This is a genomic window from Arthrobacter gyeryongensis, from assembly GCF_039543785.1.
In the GTDB taxonomy this organism is placed as follows: domain Bacteria; phylum Actinomycetota; class Actinomycetes; order Actinomycetales; family Micrococcaceae; genus Arthrobacter; species Arthrobacter gyeryongensis.
The window spans coordinates 48,532-67,254 of the sequence record NZ_BAABKK010000034.1; the positions used below are offsets into that span (position 1 = coordinate 48,532).

Annotated in this window: 20 protein-coding genes; 18 read left to right on the forward strand and 2 right to left on the reverse strand. The window is 62.3% G+C overall.

Annotation, left to right across the window (positions count from 1 at the left end):
* Positions 1 to 117: 117 nt before the first annotated feature.
* The 4 genes from prfA to ABEA18_RS22140 are packed head-to-tail and all read left to right on the forward strand — an operon-like array spanning position 118 to position 3,719.
* On the forward strand, positions 118 to 1,191 hold the full coding sequence (gene prfA / locus ABEA18_RS22125) for a peptide chain release factor 1 (protein ID WP_028264759.1): 1,074 nt from the start codon (positions 118 to 120) through the stop codon (positions 1,189 to 1,191).
* 18 nt (positions 1,192 to 1,209) lie between these two features.
* Positions 1,210 to 2,082, forward strand: a complete 873-nt coding sequence (prmC, locus tag ABEA18_RS22130) for a peptide chain release factor N(5)-glutamine methyltransferase (RefSeq protein ID WP_345452825.1) — start codon at positions 1,210 to 1,212, stop codon at positions 2,080 to 2,082.
* 12 nt (positions 2,083 to 2,094) lie between these two features.
* The gene (locus tag ABEA18_RS22135; RefSeq protein WP_345452827.1) at positions 2,095 to 2,925 is read left to right on the forward strand and encodes an L-threonylcarbamoyladenylate synthase; all 831 of its coding nucleotides are present in this window, start codon (positions 2,095 to 2,097) and stop codon (positions 2,923 to 2,925) included.
* Positions 2,922 to 3,719 (forward strand): WecB/TagA/CpsF family glycosyltransferase, encoded by a 798-nt coding sequence (locus ABEA18_RS22140; protein WP_345452829.1) that lies wholly within the window; start codon positions 2,922 to 2,924, stop codon positions 3,717 to 3,719. The genes ABEA18_RS22135 and ABEA18_RS22140 overlap by 4 nt, the downstream gene beginning before the upstream one ends.
* Here the strand turns inward: ABEA18_RS22140 and ABEA18_RS22145 are convergent.
* A complete protein-coding gene (locus ABEA18_RS22145) occupies positions 3,716 to 4,612 on the reverse strand; it encodes a glycosyltransferase (protein WP_345452831.1) in 897 nt (298 codons plus the stop codon). The genes ABEA18_RS22140 and ABEA18_RS22145 overlap by 4 nt on opposite strands.
* A gap of 213 nt (positions 4,613 to 4,825) precedes the next feature.
* On the opposite strand from ABEA18_RS22145, the gene ABEA18_RS22150 reads away from it, so the two are divergent.
* The 14 genes from ABEA18_RS22150 to ABEA18_RS22215 all read left to right on the forward strand — a co-directional run bounded on the left by ABEA18_RS22150 (position 4,826) and on the right by ABEA18_RS22215 (position 18,311).
* Entirely contained in the window at positions 4,826 to 5,935 is a 1,110-nt protein-coding gene (locus tag ABEA18_RS22150; protein WP_284984690.1) for an MraY family glycosyltransferase, read from the forward strand.
* A 128-nt stretch (positions 5,936 to 6,063) separates the two neighbouring features.
* The gene (locus ABEA18_RS22155) at positions 6,064 to 6,552 is read left to right on the forward strand and encodes a Cg1360 family ATP-synthase-associated protein (protein WP_236811728.1); all 489 of its coding nucleotides are present in this window, start codon (positions 6,064 to 6,066) and stop codon (positions 6,550 to 6,552) included.
* Positions 6,539 to 6,877, forward strand: a complete 339-nt coding sequence (locus ABEA18_RS22160; RefSeq protein WP_345452836.1) for a hypothetical protein — start codon at positions 6,539 to 6,541, stop codon at positions 6,875 to 6,877. The genes ABEA18_RS22155 and ABEA18_RS22160 overlap by 14 nt, the downstream gene beginning before the upstream one ends.
* A gap of 81 nt (positions 6,878 to 6,958) precedes the next feature.
* The gene (atpB, locus tag ABEA18_RS22165) at positions 6,959 to 7,759 is read left to right on the forward strand and encodes a F0F1 ATP synthase subunit A (protein ID WP_236811724.1); all 801 of its coding nucleotides are present in this window, start codon (positions 6,959 to 6,961) and stop codon (positions 7,757 to 7,759) included.
* A gap of 82 nt (positions 7,760 to 7,841) precedes the next feature.
* Positions 7,842 to 8,060 carry an ATP synthase F0 subunit C gene (gene atpE / locus ABEA18_RS22170; RefSeq protein ID WP_028264751.1) on the forward strand — a complete coding sequence of 73 codons (219 nt, stop codon included), beginning with the start codon at positions 7,842 to 7,844 and terminating at the stop codon, positions 8,058 to 8,060.
* 54 nt (positions 8,061 to 8,114) lie between these two features.
* On the forward strand, positions 8,115 to 8,675 hold the full coding sequence (locus tag ABEA18_RS22175; RefSeq protein ID WP_236811722.1) for a F0F1 ATP synthase subunit B: 561 nt from the start codon (positions 8,115 to 8,117) through the stop codon (positions 8,673 to 8,675).
* Positions 8,675 to 9,502 (forward strand): F0F1 ATP synthase subunit delta, encoded by an 828-nt coding sequence (locus ABEA18_RS22180; RefSeq protein ID WP_236811720.1) that lies wholly within the window; start codon positions 8,675 to 8,677, stop codon positions 9,500 to 9,502. Before ABEA18_RS22175 ends, ABEA18_RS22180 begins: the two co-directional genes overlap by 1 nt.
* A gap of 83 nt (positions 9,503 to 9,585) precedes the next feature.
* On the forward strand, positions 9,586 to 11,223 hold the full coding sequence (gene atpA, locus ABEA18_RS22185; protein WP_234748626.1) for a F0F1 ATP synthase subunit alpha: 1,638 nt from the start codon (positions 9,586 to 9,588) through the stop codon (positions 11,221 to 11,223).
* A gap of 93 nt (positions 11,224 to 11,316) precedes the next feature.
* Positions 11,317 to 12,204: a F0F1 ATP synthase subunit gamma gene (locus tag ABEA18_RS22190; RefSeq protein WP_236811718.1), complete on the forward strand. Its 888-nt coding sequence runs from the start codon at positions 11,317 to 11,319 to the stop codon at positions 12,202 to 12,204.
* 86 nt (positions 12,205 to 12,290) lie between these two features.
* Positions 12,291 to 13,745: a F0F1 ATP synthase subunit beta gene (gene atpD, locus ABEA18_RS22195; RefSeq protein WP_059387615.1), complete on the forward strand. Its 1,455-nt coding sequence runs from the start codon at positions 12,291 to 12,293 to the stop codon at positions 13,743 to 13,745.
* Between the two features lies 1 nt (position 13,746).
* On the forward strand, positions 13,747 to 14,031 hold the full coding sequence (locus ABEA18_RS22200; protein WP_059387616.1) for a F0F1 ATP synthase subunit epsilon: 285 nt from the start codon (positions 13,747 to 13,749) through the stop codon (positions 14,029 to 14,031).
* A gap of 10 nt (positions 14,032 to 14,041) precedes the next feature.
* Entirely contained in the window at positions 14,042 to 14,473 is a 432-nt protein-coding gene (locus tag ABEA18_RS22205) for a DUF2550 domain-containing protein (protein WP_345452840.1), read from the forward strand.
* A gap of 5 nt (positions 14,474 to 14,478) precedes the next feature.
* Positions 14,479 to 15,753: an alpha/beta hydrolase gene (locus ABEA18_RS22210; RefSeq protein WP_345452842.1), complete on the forward strand. Its 1,275-nt coding sequence runs from the start codon at positions 14,479 to 14,481 to the stop codon at positions 15,751 to 15,753.
* 65 nt (positions 15,754 to 15,818) lie between these two features.
* Positions 15,819 to 18,311 (forward strand): bifunctional lysylphosphatidylglycerol flippase/synthetase MprF, encoded by a 2,493-nt coding sequence (locus tag ABEA18_RS22215; RefSeq protein ID WP_425550564.1) that lies wholly within the window; start codon positions 15,819 to 15,821, stop codon positions 18,309 to 18,311.
* A 73-nt stretch (positions 18,312 to 18,384) separates the two neighbouring features.
* On the opposite strand, the gene ABEA18_RS22220 is transcribed toward ABEA18_RS22215, so the two are convergent.
* Positions 18,385 to 18,588, reverse strand: coding sequence for a cold-shock protein (locus ABEA18_RS22220; protein WP_028264741.1), 204 nt, complete (start codon positions 18,586 to 18,588; stop codon positions 18,385 to 18,387).
* Between the last annotated feature and the right edge of the window lie 135 nt (positions 18,589 to 18,723).

Consider the following 18,723-nt stretch of genomic DNA (forward strand, 5'->3'; position numbering starts at 1 on the left):
CCGCCCCTTCCCGTTGCAACGCGGGGTCACTTACGGCCCGTGCCGGGGGCCTGGATGGGCCGTAAGTGACCCCGCGTTGCGGTTATTAGACTTGTAGAAGTCGAAAGAGGTTTTGAAATGTTTGAGTCCGTACAGGGATTGCTTGATGAGCATGCTGCTATCCAGGCGCAGTTGAGTGATCCTGCCGTTTATGCCGACCAGGCTTTGGCCCGCAAGTTGGGGCGGCGCTCTGCCCAGTTGCAGGGCATCGTTGAGGCGTACAACCGTTGGCGCGGGCTCATGGACGATCTCGAAGCAGCCAAGGAAATGGCTTCCGAGGACGCCGAATTTGCCGCCGAGGTAGACGAAATCGAGGCGAAGCTTCCGGCAGCACAGGAGAAGTTGCGGCGGTTGCTGATCCCTCGCGATCCCGACGACGCGCGCAACGTCATTCTTGAGGTCAAAGGCGGCGAGGGCGGTGACGAAGCTGCGCTCTTCGCCGGGGACCTGCTGCGCATGTACATGCGTTACGCGGAGTCCCGCGGCTGGAAGACCGAACTCATCTCGGCCACGGAATCGGATCTGGGCGGCTACAAGGACGTCCAGATGGCCGTCAAGGGCAACTCGAACGATCCCGCTGAGGGCGTTTATGCCCGCTTGAAGTTCGAAGGCGGCGTGCACCGCGTCCAGCGTGTCCCTGTCACCGAGTCGCAGGGCCGCATCCACACTTCCGCGGCCGGCGTACTCGTGCTCCCCGAAGTGGATGAGCCAGAAGAGCTCGAAATCAACCAGAACGACCTCAAGATCGACGTCTACAGGTCCTCGGGTCCCGGCGGCCAGTCCGTCAACACGACGGACTCGGCAGTCCGCATCACCCACTTGCCCACGGGCATCGTGGTGGCCATGCAGAACGAAAAATCCCAGCTCCAGAACCGCGAAGCCGGCATGCGCGTCCTCCGTGCCCGAATCCTTGCCCACCAGCAGGAACAGATCGACGCCGAGAACTCGGCTCAGCGCAAGTCGCAGATCCGCACCATGGACCGTTCGGAGCGCATCCGTACGTATAACTTCCCGGAAAACCGGATTGCCGACCACCGTACCGGCTACAAGGCCTACAATCTCGACGCCGTCATGAATGGTGACCTGGAACCGGTCATCCAATCGGCCATCGAGATGGATGAACAGTCGCGCCTGGATGCCCTGGGCGAGTAACAGCCTGCAAGGAACTTCATGACGCTCTTTCCGGGCCAAAGCCTCGCGGACGCAGTCCGCGAGGCAACAACCATCCTGTCCGACGCCGGAGTCCCCACTCCGCGCGTGGACGCGGAACTCCTCGCGGAACATCTCCTGGGTGTCGGCCTCGGCCGCTTGCGCGCCATGCTGCTTGGCGATTCCGCCGCCCCGGAAGGCTACGCGGACTTGGTGGCCGAGCGCGCCCAGCGCGTTCCGCTCCAGCACATCACCGGTGTCGCGCACTTCCGCTACCTCACGCTCGCCGTGGGCCCGGGCGTGTTCATTCCGCGGCCGGAAACGGAATCCGTCGTCCAGCTTGTCATCGACCACCTCCAGGGACTCGAGCACCCCAAAGTGGTTGATCTTGGCACCGGCTCCGGCGCCATCGCAGCCTCGATCGCCCACGAAGTGCCCGGAGCCGAGGTCCACGCCGTCGAATTCAGCACGTTCGCCCATGCCTGGGCCGCGAAGAACCTGAAGCCCCTCGGGGTGAAGCTCGTTCAAGGCGACCTCAGGAATGCCTTGCCCGAACACGACGGAACTTTCGACGTCGTCGTTTCCAATCCGCCCTACATCCCGGCTGAAGCAATTCCGAACGAACCTGAAGTGGCACTGCACGATCCGCCGGAGGCGCTTTACGGCGGGGGAGCGGACGGAATGGAGCTTCCGACGGCGGCTGCTGCTTCGGCTGCCCGGCTCCTCAAGAGCGGCGGCTACTTCGTGATGGAGCACGCTGAGGTGCAGGCAGGGTGGATTTCGGCGCATCTGAAGGCCGCCGGCTGCTGGACGGAAGTCGCCACCCACCTCGATCTCAACGGCAAGGAACGTGCCACGAGCGCAGTATTGGCAACCGCTGCCTCCCGGGAATGAAAGAATAGCGCTGTGACCACAAGCTACAACTGCACGTCAGAGGAACAACGCGCCGAAGGCCTGGAGCATGCGCAGCGCGCCATCAGCGAGAAAAAGTGTGTCGTCATGCCGACGGACACCGTCTATGGCATTGCCGCCGACGCCTTCTCGCCGCAAGCCGTGACCATGCTGCTTGTCTCGAAAGGCCGCGGCCGCCATATGCCGCCCCCGGTGCTGATCCCGCGGCTCAACGCGCTGGACGGGCTGGCGACCGATGTATCGGAAGAAGCCCGCAAACTGGCAGAAGCCTTCTGGCCCGGCGGCCTGACGCTGATCTTCCACGCCCAGCCGTCCCTGGATTGGGACCTGGGGGAGACCCGCGGAACCGTGGCCCTGCGCATGCCCGACGACGAAATTGCGCTTGAATTGCTGAACCGCACCGGCCCGCTGGCGGTGTCCTCGGCAAACCGCACCGGTCAGCCGGCAGCGCAGACAGCCTCCGAGGCGAGGACCCAGCTTGCTGAATCGGTCGAGGTATACCTTGAGGGCGGCTTCCGGCCTGTAGAGGGAACCGAGTCCGTGGCGTCCACGATTGTCGACGCCACCACCCCGCCGCTCCGTGTGGTCCGCGATGGTGCGATTTCCCTGGAACGCCTTCGCGAAATTGTGCCCGGAGTGTTGGCCCTCGGGGAAACCGCGCCTGAACCTGAACCGGCGCCTGAAACCGCGCCTGAACCTGAACCGGCGCCCGAAACCGTGCCTGAAACTGAACCGGCGACTGAAACTGAATCGGCGCCTGAGACAGAAACGGCCCCGGGGGACCAAGCCGGGACTGCTGTCCACACGGAGACCAGGGCCGAATGAGCCTGGTCCGGGATCGTGTTCCCCTTCTGGACGTAGACGTCACCGCACTATGCGCCGACGAACTTATCGAGGCCATCAGCGGGTACGTTTCGGACGGCACCACCAAGGTAGTCCTTGGACACAATCTGCACAGTGTCACGCTGTTTCATTCGAGCCCGGATTTCCGCCGCCTCTATGAGCGCAGCGATGTGGTGCTCATGGATGGTGCGCCTGTCGCCATGCTCTGGGGACTAGGACGCCGCACAGGCTCAAGAGACGATGGCGCGGGATTGATGGAATACCGTTTGGGATCCACTGACTGGGTGCCGGCGCTCGGCGGCGTCGAAGGACTCCGCCGGATCGCCGTCGTGGGCGCCGGCCCCGAGGCCAACAGCAAGACGGTGGAGCGCCTCCGCAAAATCGTGCCCGGCGCCGAGGTCTCCGGGCGGCCTGGTGAGAATTGGAACGATGCCAGCGAAGAGGCCGCCGTCGCCTGGCTCGCGGAATTCCGTCCGCAGCTCGTGCTTCTTGGCCTTGGAATGCCATTGCAGGAATCGGTCCTGCACCGCCGCTTGGACGAGCTTCCGCCTGCGGTCTACTGCACGGTCGGCGGCGCCATCGAGCAGCTGGCGGGCCTCCAGAAGCTCGCTCCACGCTGGCTGGGCCGTCTCGGGCTCGAATGGGCCTGGCGGCTCGTCCTGCATCCGGGACGCGTCGCTTACCGGGTCTTCGGTGAGCCGTGGGTGCTCCTCGGGCTGCTGGTCCGCCGTCGGCTCTCCCGCAGGAACAGCACGCCGCGCCCGGTGGGCCGTTAGAACTTCTGGTCCTCCAGCGGGCCGAAGCCCTTTTCCCGCAAACCGGCGGAGAATGCCCTGAACCATTCGGCGAGCCCGCGGAAGTCACCGCGGGGGAGGAAGTAGCCCAAGTAGCCTCCGACGTCGGCTACCATCGACTTGCCGCGGCGGTAGCGGCGGATCAAGTAGCCTCGGTTGCGGTAGTAGAAGTAGCGCTTGAAGGCAGAATCCGGCACGATCACGTGCCAGCGCGCGCCGAAGACGTGCTTTGTTTCGGAGAACGCGTGCGGGTGGGTGATCCACGCCGTCGCAACCGTACCGAAGCGTATCCCGGCTTTCCTGAGGCGGATCATGAAGTCCACCTCATCGCCCCGGATGAACAGCCGGACATCCGGCACTCCGACTTTGAAAAAGACATTGGAACGGATGAGCGCACCGTTGAAGAAGTGCCCGACGTCGGGCAGGAACCCCGCCTTCTCGACTTCGGCGCGCTCGTGGGTCACTTTGCCGTCAATCCGGAAGAAGAAGGAAAGCTTGTCCGGGTGGCCGGGGGCTACGACAAGCGGAACGACTGCATCAAGTCCACGGGCCTCAGCTTCGCGAACCAGGGTTTCGAGACAGGCCGGATCGCCGGGTTCGGCGTCATCGTCCATGATCCAGACCCATTCGGCGCCGCTGGCCACCGCCTTGAGTATCGCAAGGGCGAAGCCGCCCGCGCCACCCAGGTTCGCCTCCGAGCGGACGTAATCCACCTTTGGATGGCTTGACGCAAGCTCCCGCGAAGGAACGGTTCCGCTGTCCACGAGGCAAACCGTGTCCACGGGCATGGATTGCTTGTTGATGGCGTCGAGCAGGACTGCTAGCTCTCCGGGGCGGTCAAAGGTCACAGCCGCTACGGCAACGGAGACAGGCATGTAGGGTTCCTTCCGGGCAGTTGCGGGGAGGGTCCTCCCGGCTCGCCCTAGGGGCGCGTGAAACGGAGCAAAGCCGCCGTAGCCGCTAGTATCTTGACAGAGTCCAACTGTAGTACAGCAATATTCGGCGGTGCGCAGAGGTGTTGCAGGTGTTGTGCCGGCAGCTAGTCGCCAGGGACAGAATCCACCGCCACCGCCAACAGGAGCCGCCACGTGATCATGTATTCCCTCATGATGCTCACGGCTGCCGTCGTGTCGTACCTCGCTACGTGGGTAGCCCGCCAGATGGGTAACAAACTTCGGCTTTTCGCCCCCATCCGCAGCCGGGATATGCACTCGGTGCCGATTTCCCGACTCGGCGGCCTGGGACTCTTCGCCGGCTTTGCCGTGGCCCTCGTGGTAGCCAGCAATTCGTTCTTCGTGAAGGACATATTCCACGGGAACGGTGCGCCGTGGGGAATCCTGGCAGGTGCCCTTGTGATCGTCGCGGTCGGTGTCGCCGACGACGTGATGGATATCCGCTGGTGGGTCAAGCTGATCGGCCAATGCACGGCCGCTACGATCGTTGCGGTCTGGGGAGTCCAGATGTCCGTGATTCCGTTTGTTCCGGAACCCATACGGATCGAGGCGGAGCCGCTGCGCATCGTCCTGACCGCGCTCCTCATTGTGACCACCATGAACGCAGTCAATTTCATCGACGGCCTCGATGGCCTGGCGGCCGGCGTCGCCGCAATCGGCGGGGTCGCGTTCTTCCTGACGGCCTATTGGGTCCACCGCAATGCAACGCTCACGGACCGCTCGGATCTCGCGGCGCTGCTGATGGCGATCATCGTGGGTTGTTGCATCGGATTCCTGCCGCATAACTGGTTCCCGGCCAAAATCTTCATGGGCGATTCCGGCGCCATGCTTCTGGGCCTCGTGATGGCTTCGGCCGGTGTGGTGTCAACGGGCCAGATCAGTTCAGGACTGTACGACCGCGCGAACGGTATTCCGACCATCGTGCCCATCCTGCTGCCGTTCGCGATCCTGTCGCTACCGTTGCTGGACCTAGGCCTGGCGGTGTTGCGACGGACCGCGCGCGGCCAATCGCCCTGGTCGGCTGACCGCGGTCACTTGCACCACAAGCTCATCGAGCTCGGCCACACCCACCGCACGGCGGTGCTGATGATGTACGTCTGGACCTGCATTCTGGCGTTCGGAGGCCTCGCGTTTGCCATCTTCCCGTGGCAGATGGTCCTCACGGTCGACATCGTGGCCGCGCTGATCATGGCCGGAGTGACAGCCTGGCCATACTTCGTCCGAAAAGGGCGCGCCGCCCAGTAGACGGTGTGTGACGAGGGCGTTAACATCACAGTTCTATCTCATGTAGAATTCTAGGGCGGACAGTCACTCGCCCGCGCACCCACCCTTTTTGAGACTTTGGCATTTTTGCCACGACGATTGGCATCCCCATGACCTCCAACGCCGGCGGACAGCAGTCCGACTCGAGCGGCGTTGCTGCCCCCCGCTCCACCTCTTCGCTGTGGCTGCGGCTTCTTTTCCTCAGCTCGACGACGGCGGTTGCGGCTCTCGCTGCGACGTCGGCTGTTGCGGCGGTCATGAACGGCGGCGTAGGAGTGCTTTCTGCCGCATTCGGCGGTGCGATCGTGATGGCGTTTTTTGCCATCAGCCTCCTGATCGGCCATTTTGTCGGCAGGGATAACCCCTCCGGCGCGGTTGGCCTTTTCGTTGCCAGCTACTTTGTCAAGGTGGTCGGCTTCGCGGTGGTGCTGTTCGTGTTGGGAGCCCCCGCATGGCTGCACGGACGCTGGTTCGTGATCGGCGCCGTCGTCACGGTTGTCTCGTGGCAAGCCGCCGAGATCTACGGCTTCAGCAAGGCCCGGCTCCAGATCTACAACGACCCCGCAGCAGGCAAAGGGGGCGACGATGTTCACTCCTAGGAACAAGCGACGCTCCGCCACACCCAATGCCCCAAAACCCGGCGATTCCACTGAGCAAGTGAGCGACGGAAGCGACGGCGGATACAACGCCGGCATCGCCGTCTTCAGCTACATTGTTGGCGGAATCATAGTCTGGAGTTTGATAGGCTGGGGTCTGGATAATCTGTGGGGGACTCGCTGGATTGTGCTCCTTGGCGCTCTGCTTGGAGCCGCAGGAGGGTTCTATCTTTCCCATATGCACGGCCTCACAAGTCATCGCTCGTCTTCCGGTGGAAGCAAAGCAGACAGTGGTCCGTCCCAGGACGGGGACAGTAATGCCAAATAATTTCACACGGGAAATGGCTGCAAGAAACGCGGCCGGATCCTCAACAACGCCCAATGATGGACACTGCAGAGAGGAAACGCGTTGATCGCGCTTGCGCTCCCGGCCCAGGATTCAGGGACCTTCACTCCTCCCGGAATCGACCAAATGCACCTGCCGGCTATCCTGCCGTGGGGTGCGAGCGATGGCTTCTCCAAGCAGATGTTGCTGGTGATCCTGTCGGTCGTCCTTATCGCTACATTCTTCATCCTCGCTGCGCGCAAGCAGCAGCTGGTTCCCGGCAAGCTGCAGTTCGCGGGCGAGATGGCCTACGGCTTCGTCCGCAACAGCATCGCCAAGGACATTATCGGCGGACGCGACTTCATGAAGTTCGTGCCCCTTCTGTTCTCCCTGTTCTTCTTCATCCTGGTGAACAACATCTACGGCGCCATTCCCGTGATCCAGCTTCCGAGCTTCTCGCACGTCGGCGGGGCCTATGTGCTGGCCGCAGTTGTGTACGTCACCTGGATCGGCATCGGCATCAAGAAGAACGGCCTGAAGTACTTCAAGCTGGCCACTGTTCCTTCCGGTGTTCCGTGGTACATCCTGCCGATCGTCGTGCCGATCGAGATCATCTCCAACTTCATGGTCCGCCCGGTCACCCACAGCCTTCGTCTCTTCGCCACCATGATGGCAGGGCACCTCATCGTGATGATCGCCGGCTCCGGCATTGAGTTCCTCGTCATGCAGGAAAATGTCCTTCTCAAGGGCGCGTCCGTGCTGGTGCTCGTTGGCGCAGTCGCCATGTACATGCTTGAAGCCCTGATCATGGTGCTGCAGGCGTATGTCTTCACCCTTCTGACTGCGATCTACATTGAAGGCGCGCTCCACGCCGACAGCCACTAGGCACAACCCCTCAATCTTCCCCTCCGGGGGTTGAAGCAAACCAAACAACCTGCCGCGACTGCGGCATCTTGAAAGGAAAACAATGAACGGCGATATCAACGGCTCCCTTAACCTCATTGGCTACGGTCTCTCCGCAATCGGCGGTGGTATCGGTGTGGGTCTCGTATTTGCTGCTTACATCAACGGTGTTGCACGTCAGCCGGAAGCCCAGCGCGTGCTCCAGCCGATCGCGTTCCTTGGTCTGGCTCTGACGGAAGCCCTCGCCATCCTCGGCCTGGTCTTCGCTTTCGTTCTCAAGTAAACCGCTAAGAACCAAGCGAACATTCAGAACCGAGTAGATAAGGACGGGTGAAATATGAATCAGCAGATCATCTCAGCCGCCGCTCAAGGTGCCGCCGAGTCGGCTAATCCGCTCGTTCCCAACGTCTGGGAAATGGGCGTCGTCCTCGCTGGCTTTGCGGTCCTCTTTTACATCGTGGTCAAGTTTGTTGTCCCGATGTTCGAGAAGACCTTCGCCGAGCGCGCAGAGGCGATTGAGGGCGGCATTGCCAAGGCTGAAAAGGCCCAGGCAGAAGCTTCTGCAGCTCTCGAAGAGTACAAGCAGCAGCTCCACGATGCCCGCGCCGAAGCCAACCGCATCCGCGAAGAAGCTCGAGCCGAAGGTGCCCAGATCCTCGCGGAGCTGAAGACCAAGGCAGCAGCCGAGTCGGCTCGCATCACCGAGCAGGCGTACGCCCAGATCGAATCGGAGCGCCAGGCAGCTGTTGTCTCCCTGCGTTCCGAGGTGGGCACCCTGGCCACGACATTGGCAGAGCGCATCGTTGGCGAATCCCTCAGCGATGACGAGCGTGCCGCCCGCGTGGTGGACCGCTTCCTCGCAGATCTGGAGACCCAGAGCGCAGGTGCAGCTAAGTAATGGCAGGTGTATCGAGCGAATCGCTGACCAAGGCGCTGGAGCAGTTGGAAGCCACGCTTCCGACGGCCTCGCTGCAGTTGGCTAAGGACCTCTTCGGAATCCTGGGAACGGTGGACAGCTCGGCTGGCTTGCGCCGCGCCCTGACTGACCCCTCCCGCAGCGGAGAAGAAAAGTCGGCGCTGGTCAAGCAGCTGGTTGGCGGAAAAGTCTCCGCTGATGCTGCGGAAATCGCGAGTGGATTGGCCAGCTTGCGCTGGGCATCGGCACGCGATATCGGCGATGCACTCGAGACTCTTGCCGCCACGGTGGTCATTGCCGTGGCTGAAAACAAGTCGGCCGTTTCTGCCTCCGGAATCACGGGGCTGGAAGAGCTGGAAAACGATCTGTTTGCTTTCAACCAGACCGTTGCTTCCAGCCACGAGGTACAACGTGCTCTGGGAGAGTCGCAGGCAAGTGCTGCGGCCAAGATCAGTCTGGCGGAGAAGCTGCTTCCTGGTGCAAGCCCGGAAGCCCAGCTCCTCATCGGCCAGGCCGTGTCGCAGCCGCGCGGCGTCAAGCCGAGCAAGCTCATCGACAATTTCGCCAAGCTTGCAGCCAAGCGCCAGCAGCGCTGGATCGCAACTGTCCGCGTTACCCGTCCGTTGACGGATGCGCAGGCCAGCCGTCTGCAGGCCGGGCTTGATGCCCTCTACGGCCGCGAGCTGAAGGTCAACGTCAGCGTTGATCCGACTCTTATCGGTGGAATCCGGGTCCAGGTGGGAGACGAAGTGCTTGATGCTTCCGTCGTAGCCCGCCTGTCCGAGCTCCGCCGGCAACTCGCTGGCTAGCCAGAAAAGCACAACTTAACTGATACAAACACCGGTCATCGTGAGCAACGATGATCACGAAAACAGGAGAGCAGGGACTGCAGATGGCCGAATTGACCATCAACGCCGACGACGTCCGTAATGCGTTGAACGAGTTCGCGGCGTCCTACGAACCCGGAAACGCAGAGCGCGTAGAGGTCGGCCGCGTGACCGCCGCAAGTGACGGCATCGCCCGTGTTGAGGGCCTTCCCTCGGTCATGGCGAACGAGCTGCTTCGCTTCGAAGACGGCACCCTGGGCTTGGCCCAGAACCTCGACGTCCGCGAAATCGGCGTCATCATCCTCGGTGACTTCACCGGCATCGAAGAAGGCCAGGAAGTCCACCGCACCGGTGAAATCCTGTCCGTCCCGGTAGGCGACGCCTTCCTGGGCCGCGTAGTCGACCCACTGGGCATGCCGATCGACGACCTCGGCGAGATCAAAGCCGAGACCACCCGTGCACTGGAACTCCAGGCTCCGGGCGTTACCCAGCGTAAGTCGGTCCACGAGCCCATGCAGACCGGTCTCAAGGCTATCGACGCCATGATTCCGATCGGCCGCGGCCAGCGCCAGCTGATCATCGGTGACCGCCAGACCGGCAAGACTGCCATCGCCGTGGACACCATCATCAACCAGAAGGCCAACTGGGCTTCGGGCGATGTCACCAAGCAGGTGCGCTGCGTTTACGTCGGTGTCGGCCAGAAGGCTTCCACCATTGCCGCTGTCCGCCAGACCCTGGAAGACCACGGCGCGCTGGAATACACCACCATCGTGGCTTCTCCGGCATCCGACCCCGCCGGCTTCAAGTACTTGGCTCCGTACGCCGGCTCGGCCATCGGCCAGCACTGGATGTACGGCGGCAAGCACGTACTGGTGATCTTCGATGATCTGTCGAAGCAGGCCGAAGCCTACCGTGCAGTGTCGCTGCTGCTCCGCCGTCCGCCGGGACGCGAAGCTTACCCGGGTGACGTTTTCTACTTGCACTCCCGCCTGCTGGAGCGTTGTGCCAAGCTCTCCGACGAGCTGGGCGCAGGCTCGATGACCGGTCTTCCGATCGTCGAAACCAAGGCGAACGACGTTTCGGCCTACATCCCGACCAACGTCATCTCCATCACCGACGGCCAGATCTTCCTGCAGTCGGACCTCTTCAACGCCAACCAGCGCCCCGCTGTTGACGTCGGTGTGTCCGTGTCCCGTGTTGGTGGTGCGGCACAGGTCAAGTCCATGAAGAAGGTCTCCGGTACCTTGAAGCTGGACCTGGCGCAGTACCGCGACATGCAGGCGTTCGCGATGTTCGCGTCCGACCTCGACGCGGCTTCACGCCAGCAGCTGACCCGTGGCGCCCGCCTGATGGAACTGCTCAAGCAGGGCCAGTACTCGCCGTTCCCGGTCGAGGACCAGGTTGTATCCATCTGGGCCGGTACGAAGGGCTACTTGGACGATGTTCCGGTTGAGGATGTCAGCCGTTTCGAGTCCGAGTTCCTGGAGCACCTCAAGCACAAGTCCTCCATCCTGACCACGCTGGCGCAAACCAACGTCCTGGACGACGACACCGCTGAAGCGCTGAAGTCCTCGATCATCGACTTCAAGAAGGGCTTCTTCGGAGAAGGCGACAACCGCTTGGTTGGTGCCGGCCACGAAGAGCACGAAGCGATTTCCGGCGGCGAAGTCGACCAGGAAAAGATCGTCAAGCAGAAGCGCTAGAGCATTGGTTCCCGGGCCTGCGGAATCCGCAGGCCCGGGGCCTTCGCCAAAGCCTTAGCCGCTGATCCATCGGGATCTTAGGAAAGGAAATGTATGGGAGCCCAGATCCGGGTCTACCGCCAGAAGATCAGCTCGACGACGTCGATGCGCAAGATCTTCAAGGCGATGGAACTGATCGCTACCTCGCGCATCGGTAAGGCCCGCGCCCGCGTTGCAGCTTCGACGCCCTACGCAAACGCGATTACCCGTGCTGTTTCTGCTGTCGCAAGCCAGAGCGAAATCGATCACCCGCTAGTCACCGAGCCGGAGCAGATCCGCCGTGCCGCAGTCCTGGTTATCACCTCGGACCGTGGCCTGGCTGGTTCTTACTCCGCAAGCGTGCTCAAGAAGGCCGAAGGTCTCAACGAGCTTCTCCGGGCAGAGGGCAAGGAAGTCAAGACCTACCTGGTTGGCCGCAAGGCCCAGGCATACTTCGACTTCCGCAGCCGTTCGTACTCCCGCGTGTGGACCGGCGGAACGGACGCACCGGAATTCGAGACTGCCAAGGAAGTCGGCGCTGCTCTTCTCGAAGAGTTCGCCAACGACTTCGCTGAGGGTGGCGTGGATGAAATCCACGTTGTTTACACCCGCTTCAAGTCGATGGTGACGCAGGAGCCCACAGTTGTCCGTCTGCTGCCTCTCGAAGTTGAAGAGCAAGCGGTCACTGAGTCCGAGCTTTTGCCGCTGTACGAATTCGAACCGGAATCGGAGCAGGTGCTTGACGCACTGCTTCCGCGTTACATCGAGTCCCGCATCTTCGCGGCAATGTTGCAGGCAGCAGCTTCCGAGCTCGCCGCCCGCCAGCGCGCCATGAAGTCGGCAGGTGACAACGCGACCGAATTGATCAAGAAGTACACGCGTCTGCGCAACACGGCCCGCCAGGCTGAGATCACGCAGGAGCTTTCCGAAATCGTGGCCGGCGCCGACGCCCTGAGCGCGTAGTTGCCGGGGCACGGTTCGGCGCAAGCTGCACCTGCACCAAATAGATAAACTTAACCCCACGCCATCTACTGAGTGAAGTGAGAGAGATGACTGCCACCGCTACCGAGCACGCAGCCGCAACGGCCGGCGCCACCGGCCGCATTGCCCGCGTCATCGGCCCGGTTGTCGACGTCGAATTTCCGGCTGACGCAATCCCGTCGATCTACAACGCACTCACCACCGAGGTAACCCTCAACGGTGAGACCAAGACCATCACGTTCGAGACCTCCCAGCACCTGGGTGACAACCTCGTCCGTGCCATCTCCCTGCAGGCCACCGACGGACTCGTCCGCGGCACCTCCGTGCAGGACTCCGGCTCCCCGATCTCCGTGCCTGTCGGCGACGGCGTGAAGGGCCACATCTTCAACGTTCTCGGCAAGCCGCTGGACGTTGACGAGTCCGAGATCAACGCGGACGCCTACTGGCCGATCCACCGCAAGGCTCCGGCCTTCGCGTCCCTCGAGGGCTCCACGGAGATGCTCGAGACCGGCATCAAGGTCATCGACCTTCTCACCCCTTACATCAAGGGTGGAAAGATCGGTCTGTTCGGTGGCGCCGGTGTCGGCAAGACCGTTCTGATCCAGGAAATGATCACTCGTGTCGCCCGCAACTTCGGTGGTACTTCGGTGTTCGCCGGCGTCGGCGAGCGTACTCGTGAAGGCAACGACCTCTGGGTTGAAATGGAAGAGGCCGGCGTCCTCAAGGACACCGCCCTTGTATTCGGCCAGATGGACGAACCGCCGGGAACGCGCTTGAGGGTCGCCCTGTCTGCGCTCACTATGGCGGAGTACTTCCGCGATGTGCAGAACCAGGACGTGTTGCTCTTCATCGACAACATCTTCCGCTTCACCCAGGCCGGTTCCGAGGTCTCCACCCTGCTCGGCCGCATGCCGTCCGCAGTTGGTTACCAGCCGAACCTCGCCGACGAGATGGGCCTCCTTCAGGAGCGCATCACCTCGACCAAGGGCCACTCGATCACGTCGATGCAGGCCATCTACGTGCCTGCTGATGACTACACCGACCCGGCTCCGGCAACGACCTTCGCACACCTCGACGCGACCACGGAACTTTCCCGTGAAATCGCCTCCCGTGGTCTGTACCCGGCCGTTGACCCGCTGACGTCGACGTCCCGAATCCTGGACCCGCAGTACATCGGCAAGGACCACTACAACACGGCTGTCCGCGTGAAGCAGATCCTGCAGAAGAACAAGGAACTCCAGGACATCATCGCCATCCTCGGCGTTGACGAACTGTCCGAAGAGGACAAGATCGTCGTGTCGCGTGCACGCCGCATCCAGCAGTTCCTGTCCCAGAACACCTACACCGCCAAGCAGTTCACCGGCGTCGAGGGCTCCACCGTGTCCATCAAGGACACCGTGGAAGGCTTCACGGCGATTTGCGACGGCGAGCTGGACCACATCGCAGAGCAGGCGTTCTTCAACGTCGGCGGCCTGGATGACGTCGAGCGCCAGTGGGCCAAGATCCAGGAACAGACCAAGTAGTATGGCTGAGCTCGAGGTTGAGATTGTCGCAGCGGACCACTTCGTGTGGTCCGGTGCGGCCAAGATGGTCAAGGCCCGCACCAGCGATGGTGAAATCGGGATCCTGCCGGGCCACTCGCCGCTCCTCGCCATTCTGGCCGCGGGCGAGCTGGCCATCGAGCCGGTTACCGGAGACCGCCTTGCAGTAGTTGTGGACGGCGGATTCTTCTCCGTCGACAACAACCGCGTGGTGATCGTCGCTGACAACGCCCAGCTGGGCGATTCAGCTACTGCGGGGATCCGATAGCAAGACCTTGATGGACGATTCTGCTATTCCGTTCATCGCCTTGGCAACGGTGTTTGCGTTGCTGATTTTCACACTGTGCCTCGTCGGGGTGCGCCGCTTCAATTTGCGGCGCGCCCTGGGCACAGTCGACGCCTCCATTTGCACGGCTGGAAACAGCTGGCGGATGGGGGTTTGTCGTTATCAAGACTCGGAGCTTGAGTGGTTTCGCCTGCTCTCGCTCAGCTTCCGTCCGAAACACAGCTTCCGCCGCAGCTCCTTGGAGCTCTTGGGTCGTCGGAAGCCCACGGAGGAAGAACGGACGAGGCTTCAGCCCGACGTAGTGGTAGTCGAACTCCAGCATGAAGGCCAGTCGTTCATGCTGGCAATGAGATTTGATGCCTACGCCGGATTGTCGTCCTGGCTGGAGGCCGGCCCTGTGGTGGGCGTCGGCACCTGGCGCTGAGGACAGTGGAATTCCTGTACAACCTAAGCCTTGTCGATGGTCCGTTCTATTGGACCATCCTTGGCGCTGGAATTGCCGGGAGCGCATTCCTCCTGCTCCTGCGACGAGACCGGCGCTGGTTGCTTTCCATAGTTGTGTCGCTTGTTGTGGCAAGTGGAGTTGTCGCGGTCATTCATTGGCTGCTCGTCAACGTCCTGACCGTATTCCCGGAGGATCTCCCCTTCGACGTCCTCGCTTGGTCGACGGTTGCCTTCTCCGCATTGGCTCTCTTCCTTTTTCGGCTTCCTCGTTCGTCGTGGCGCGGCAGGAGCGCCGCAGGGGTCTCTTTCGTCGCCGTGCTGCTCCTCTCCGCCCTGCAGATCAACAGCTACTTCGGGCTCAATCACACGGCGGCTGATCTCTTCGGCCACAATGTGGGACGGATCCCCCAGCTTGAGGAAGGGCTCAAAAGGGGTTTTTCCCGGACCCTGCCCGTCTCACTGCCTGACGGGGGAATAGTCCGCAGGGCATCGATTCCCGGAATCGAATCCGGCTTCAAGGCCCAGGACGCTTTCCTCTACCTGCCACCGGCATACCAAGCCGCTGATCGCAGCCAACTTCCTGTGCTTGTCCTGTTTGCCGGCCAGCCCGGACGTCCCGCGGATTGGCTGACCGGAGGCCTGCTCGAACCGGCCATGAATACCTTCGCCGCCCGGCACGGAGGCGTGGCGCCCGTCGTCGTCGTGGTCGATCCAAACGGGTCGGATACCGCAAACACCATGTGCATGGATAGCCGGATCGCGCGTGCCGACACTTACCTCGCGATCGACGTTCCGCGCTGGATCAACTCGACGCTCGAGGTTTCCGCCGACCCAAGGAAGTGGGCGGTCGGCGGGTTCTCCTTCGGTGCAACCTGTGCCGTTCAGATGACCACGCTGCATCCGGAAATCTACCCTTCTTTCATCGCTTTCTCTGGAGAGCGGGAGCCTTCACTTGGCCCTGATCGCCAGCGGACCATCCAGACCGCATTTGGCGGGGACTCTGCCGCCTTCGACGCCCTCACGCCGTTGAACCTGATGAAACAGCGACGCTACGATGGCCATGCAGGCTTCTTCGCCGTCGGGGCCGCGGACGGCGAATTCGTCCGCTACGCCGCCGAGCTGGCGGCAGCCGCTACTACTTCCGGGTTCGATATCAGGCATGCTCCAGTTTCCGGAGCTGGCCATTCGTGGGCCGTGGCCGTGCAAGAGCTTCCTTCGGCAATGGAATTCCTGGCGCCCCGGTGGGGACTCGTCCGGTGAGTACCCAGGAAGCCCAATTGTCCAAGAACCAGGCTGACCCCGAAGATGCCGGGCCCGCCCGGAAGATGGTGGCAACCCTTGCCCGGGCCATCCTGGGCAACGTGGCTGCCCATATTGGCGCGATCCCCTTCACGGTGATTGTGCTCGCGCTTTACCTTCTCGCTCCGGCGATCTTCGACTCCGATCTCGGGTACGGCCCTGACGTGTTGCGGCATCTTTCGAGCGTGAGCGGCGGAGGATTGAAGTCGGGGGACTGGTGGTCCATCTGGACCTCGATGTTTTTTGCCGCCAACCCTCTCGACTACGTCATGAGCTCATTGTTGTTGGTCGTGTTGTTGGGTTCTTCAGAGCGCAAGCTGGGCTGGTTCCGCACAGCGGCGGGCTTCCTTGGCGGGCAGTTTGCCACGGTCACCGCCTTTTTGCTGGTGGTCCAGTTGGCAGCCTATGCCGACGACGGCTGGCTGGGACGGATGATGGATGCCAGGACCTGCGGGCCCCTTCCGGCGACGCTCTTCGTCTCGATGGCGGCCAGTGGCCTCCTACCGACTCTGTGGCGTCGGCGCCTGAGGGCGACTGTCGTGTCCGTGGCGCTTCTCTTGGTCCTGTACGTTGGCGACCCCTCGGCTGTCATGGCCCTGACCGGTGCAGTGCTCGGTCTGGGGGCCGGTCTGTGGCTCCAGCTCGACAACGGCATCCAACCGAGCCACCGGGCGACCAGGCGTGAAACGCGAAACCTGCTGTCCCTCATGGTGGCGATTTTCGGCGTCGGGCCCTTAGCGGCGGGTGCGGTGAGGAGCCCCGCGGGGCCGCTGGCGTTGCTCCGCGAAATGGTCCTGAACCCTGTTCCCACGCTCAACCAATTGCAGGCGAACTGCGGTGGAACCGTGGACATCAACTGCCTTCAACTTGGACGCCAGGGCTATCCCGGGCCCGCCGGCGTCGCCCTCGCGGTGGTACCCGCGTTGCTTCTCCTGATCTGCGCGGTGGGCATGCGCCAAGGAAGGCGCTTGGCCCTGAAAATCGCCATCGGCGTGCAACTTGGCGTGGTGGCGCTGTCCTTTGCCTACCTGGTGCTGTTTGCCAGCATTCCGCATTTTCCAGGACGGGGCCGTACCGTCGTCATGGGCTCCGCAGTGTTCCACATTCTGACCCTCGCCCTGGTTCCTCTAGTCCTGGCGGTTCTGCTTTTCCTGTTCAGGGGCAACTTTGTGGTGGGATCGAGGGCACCGCTCCGCCGGAAGATGGCCTGGCTGGTTGGTGGTACGTGGCTCATTTTGGCGAGTGGCTACACCGGGGCCTGGCTCGGCTCGGGTGGTTTGGCGCACGACGGCGGCATCCAGGGCCTCGTTGCGGAACTCGTACGACAGTATCTTCCCTTGCCCATACCCACGGCTTTCGGCCGCGTGTTCGCAGAGCGAAGCGCCGCCGAGTCGATATTGTTCGCGTGGTCGGGGATCATCTTCTGGCTTGTGGCCATGGGCGCGGTGTGGACGCTCCTTCTCAAACGGCAGCACGGCCCCGGCGGTGACGATCCAGCTCGCTTGGCGGCCAGGGATTTGGTCAAGCGCGGCGGGGAGTCCCTGTCGTGGATGGCGTTATGGGAGCCGAACAAGTTCTGGTTCACTCCCGGAATGGACGCCGGTGTTGCCTACCAGCAGCACGGAAACGTCGCACTGACCCTGGCCGGTCCGTTCGGTGATCCCGCACAAGCCACTGCCGCGACCGAGGGATTCCTGGACTACTGCGCACACCATGCCTTGGTGCCGTGCCTATATTCCTGCACCGAGGAATTGTGGCCGATGCTGCAATCCACGGGATTTCGCCGAATTGCGGTCGCCCAGGAAACGCGGCTATCCATCCGCGACCTTGAGTTCACGGGCAAAGCGTGGCAAAACGTCCGCACGGCCAAGAACCGTGCACTGAAGGCCGGGATTGAAGCCCGGTGGGGGCGCTATTCGGAGTTTCCGCAACACGTACGCTCGCAACTCGGCGAAGTGTCGGAAGAGTGGGCCGCCAGGAAGAAGGTTCCTGAAATGGGCTTTACCTTGGGTTCCCTCGACGAGCTGATGGACGATGAAGTGCTTTGCTGCATAGCCGTCGACGGCAAAGGGTTTGTCTTCGGTGTCACCAGCTGGCTTCCGGTGTTCCGTGACGGCCAAGTGATCAGTTGGACATTGGATTTCATGCGCCGGCGCAGCGACGCCTTCCCGGGCATCATGGAATTCATGATTGCCTCGGCGGTCTACGAGTTGCGACAGGGAGTGGAGGTCATTTCCCTCTCGGGCTCGCCTTTGGCCGGGGAGACCGAGGAATTCTCCGGCGGGGAAGCCGGCTTGGAGGGCATTCTCGACCTCGTTGGCAGGACCTTGGAGCCTGTTTACGGATTCCGCTCTTTGGCCCGCTTCAAATCGAAGTTCCAGCCGGAGTACAGGACTTTGTATATGTACTACCAAGACAGCCTGGAGATTCCCGCGATCGGCGCTGCACTAAGCCGGGCATACTTGCCGGGGCTGTCGGTCCGGCAAACAGCGAGGCTTCTCCGCACCGTCGTCGCCTGAGAACGGAAAAGGGTCCCGCATCCTGTGCGGAACCCCTTCCCTGAATCTGCCAGGCAGAATTCATGCAGTCAAATTAGACGGCGGTTACGCCGGTGGCCTGCGGGCCCTTTGCGCCCTGACCGATCTCGAACTGAACACGCTGGTTCTCGTCGAGGGTGCGGAATCCGCCGGTCTGGATCTCGGAGTAGTGGACAAAGACGTCGCCTTCAGCGTCGTCCGGGGTAATGAAGCCGAAGCCCTTTTCAGCGTTGAACCACTTAACGGTGCCCAGTGCCATTTTTGTTTCTCCTCATTGTGGAACTTTTAAGTCCGGCACACCGCGTGCCGGCCTTGGTTACTCCGCGAGAAGACCTGGTTTTCCGTCCAGGCAGGGCCTGGTTGGCTTCGCAGGAGCTTCACGCTCGCAACACGT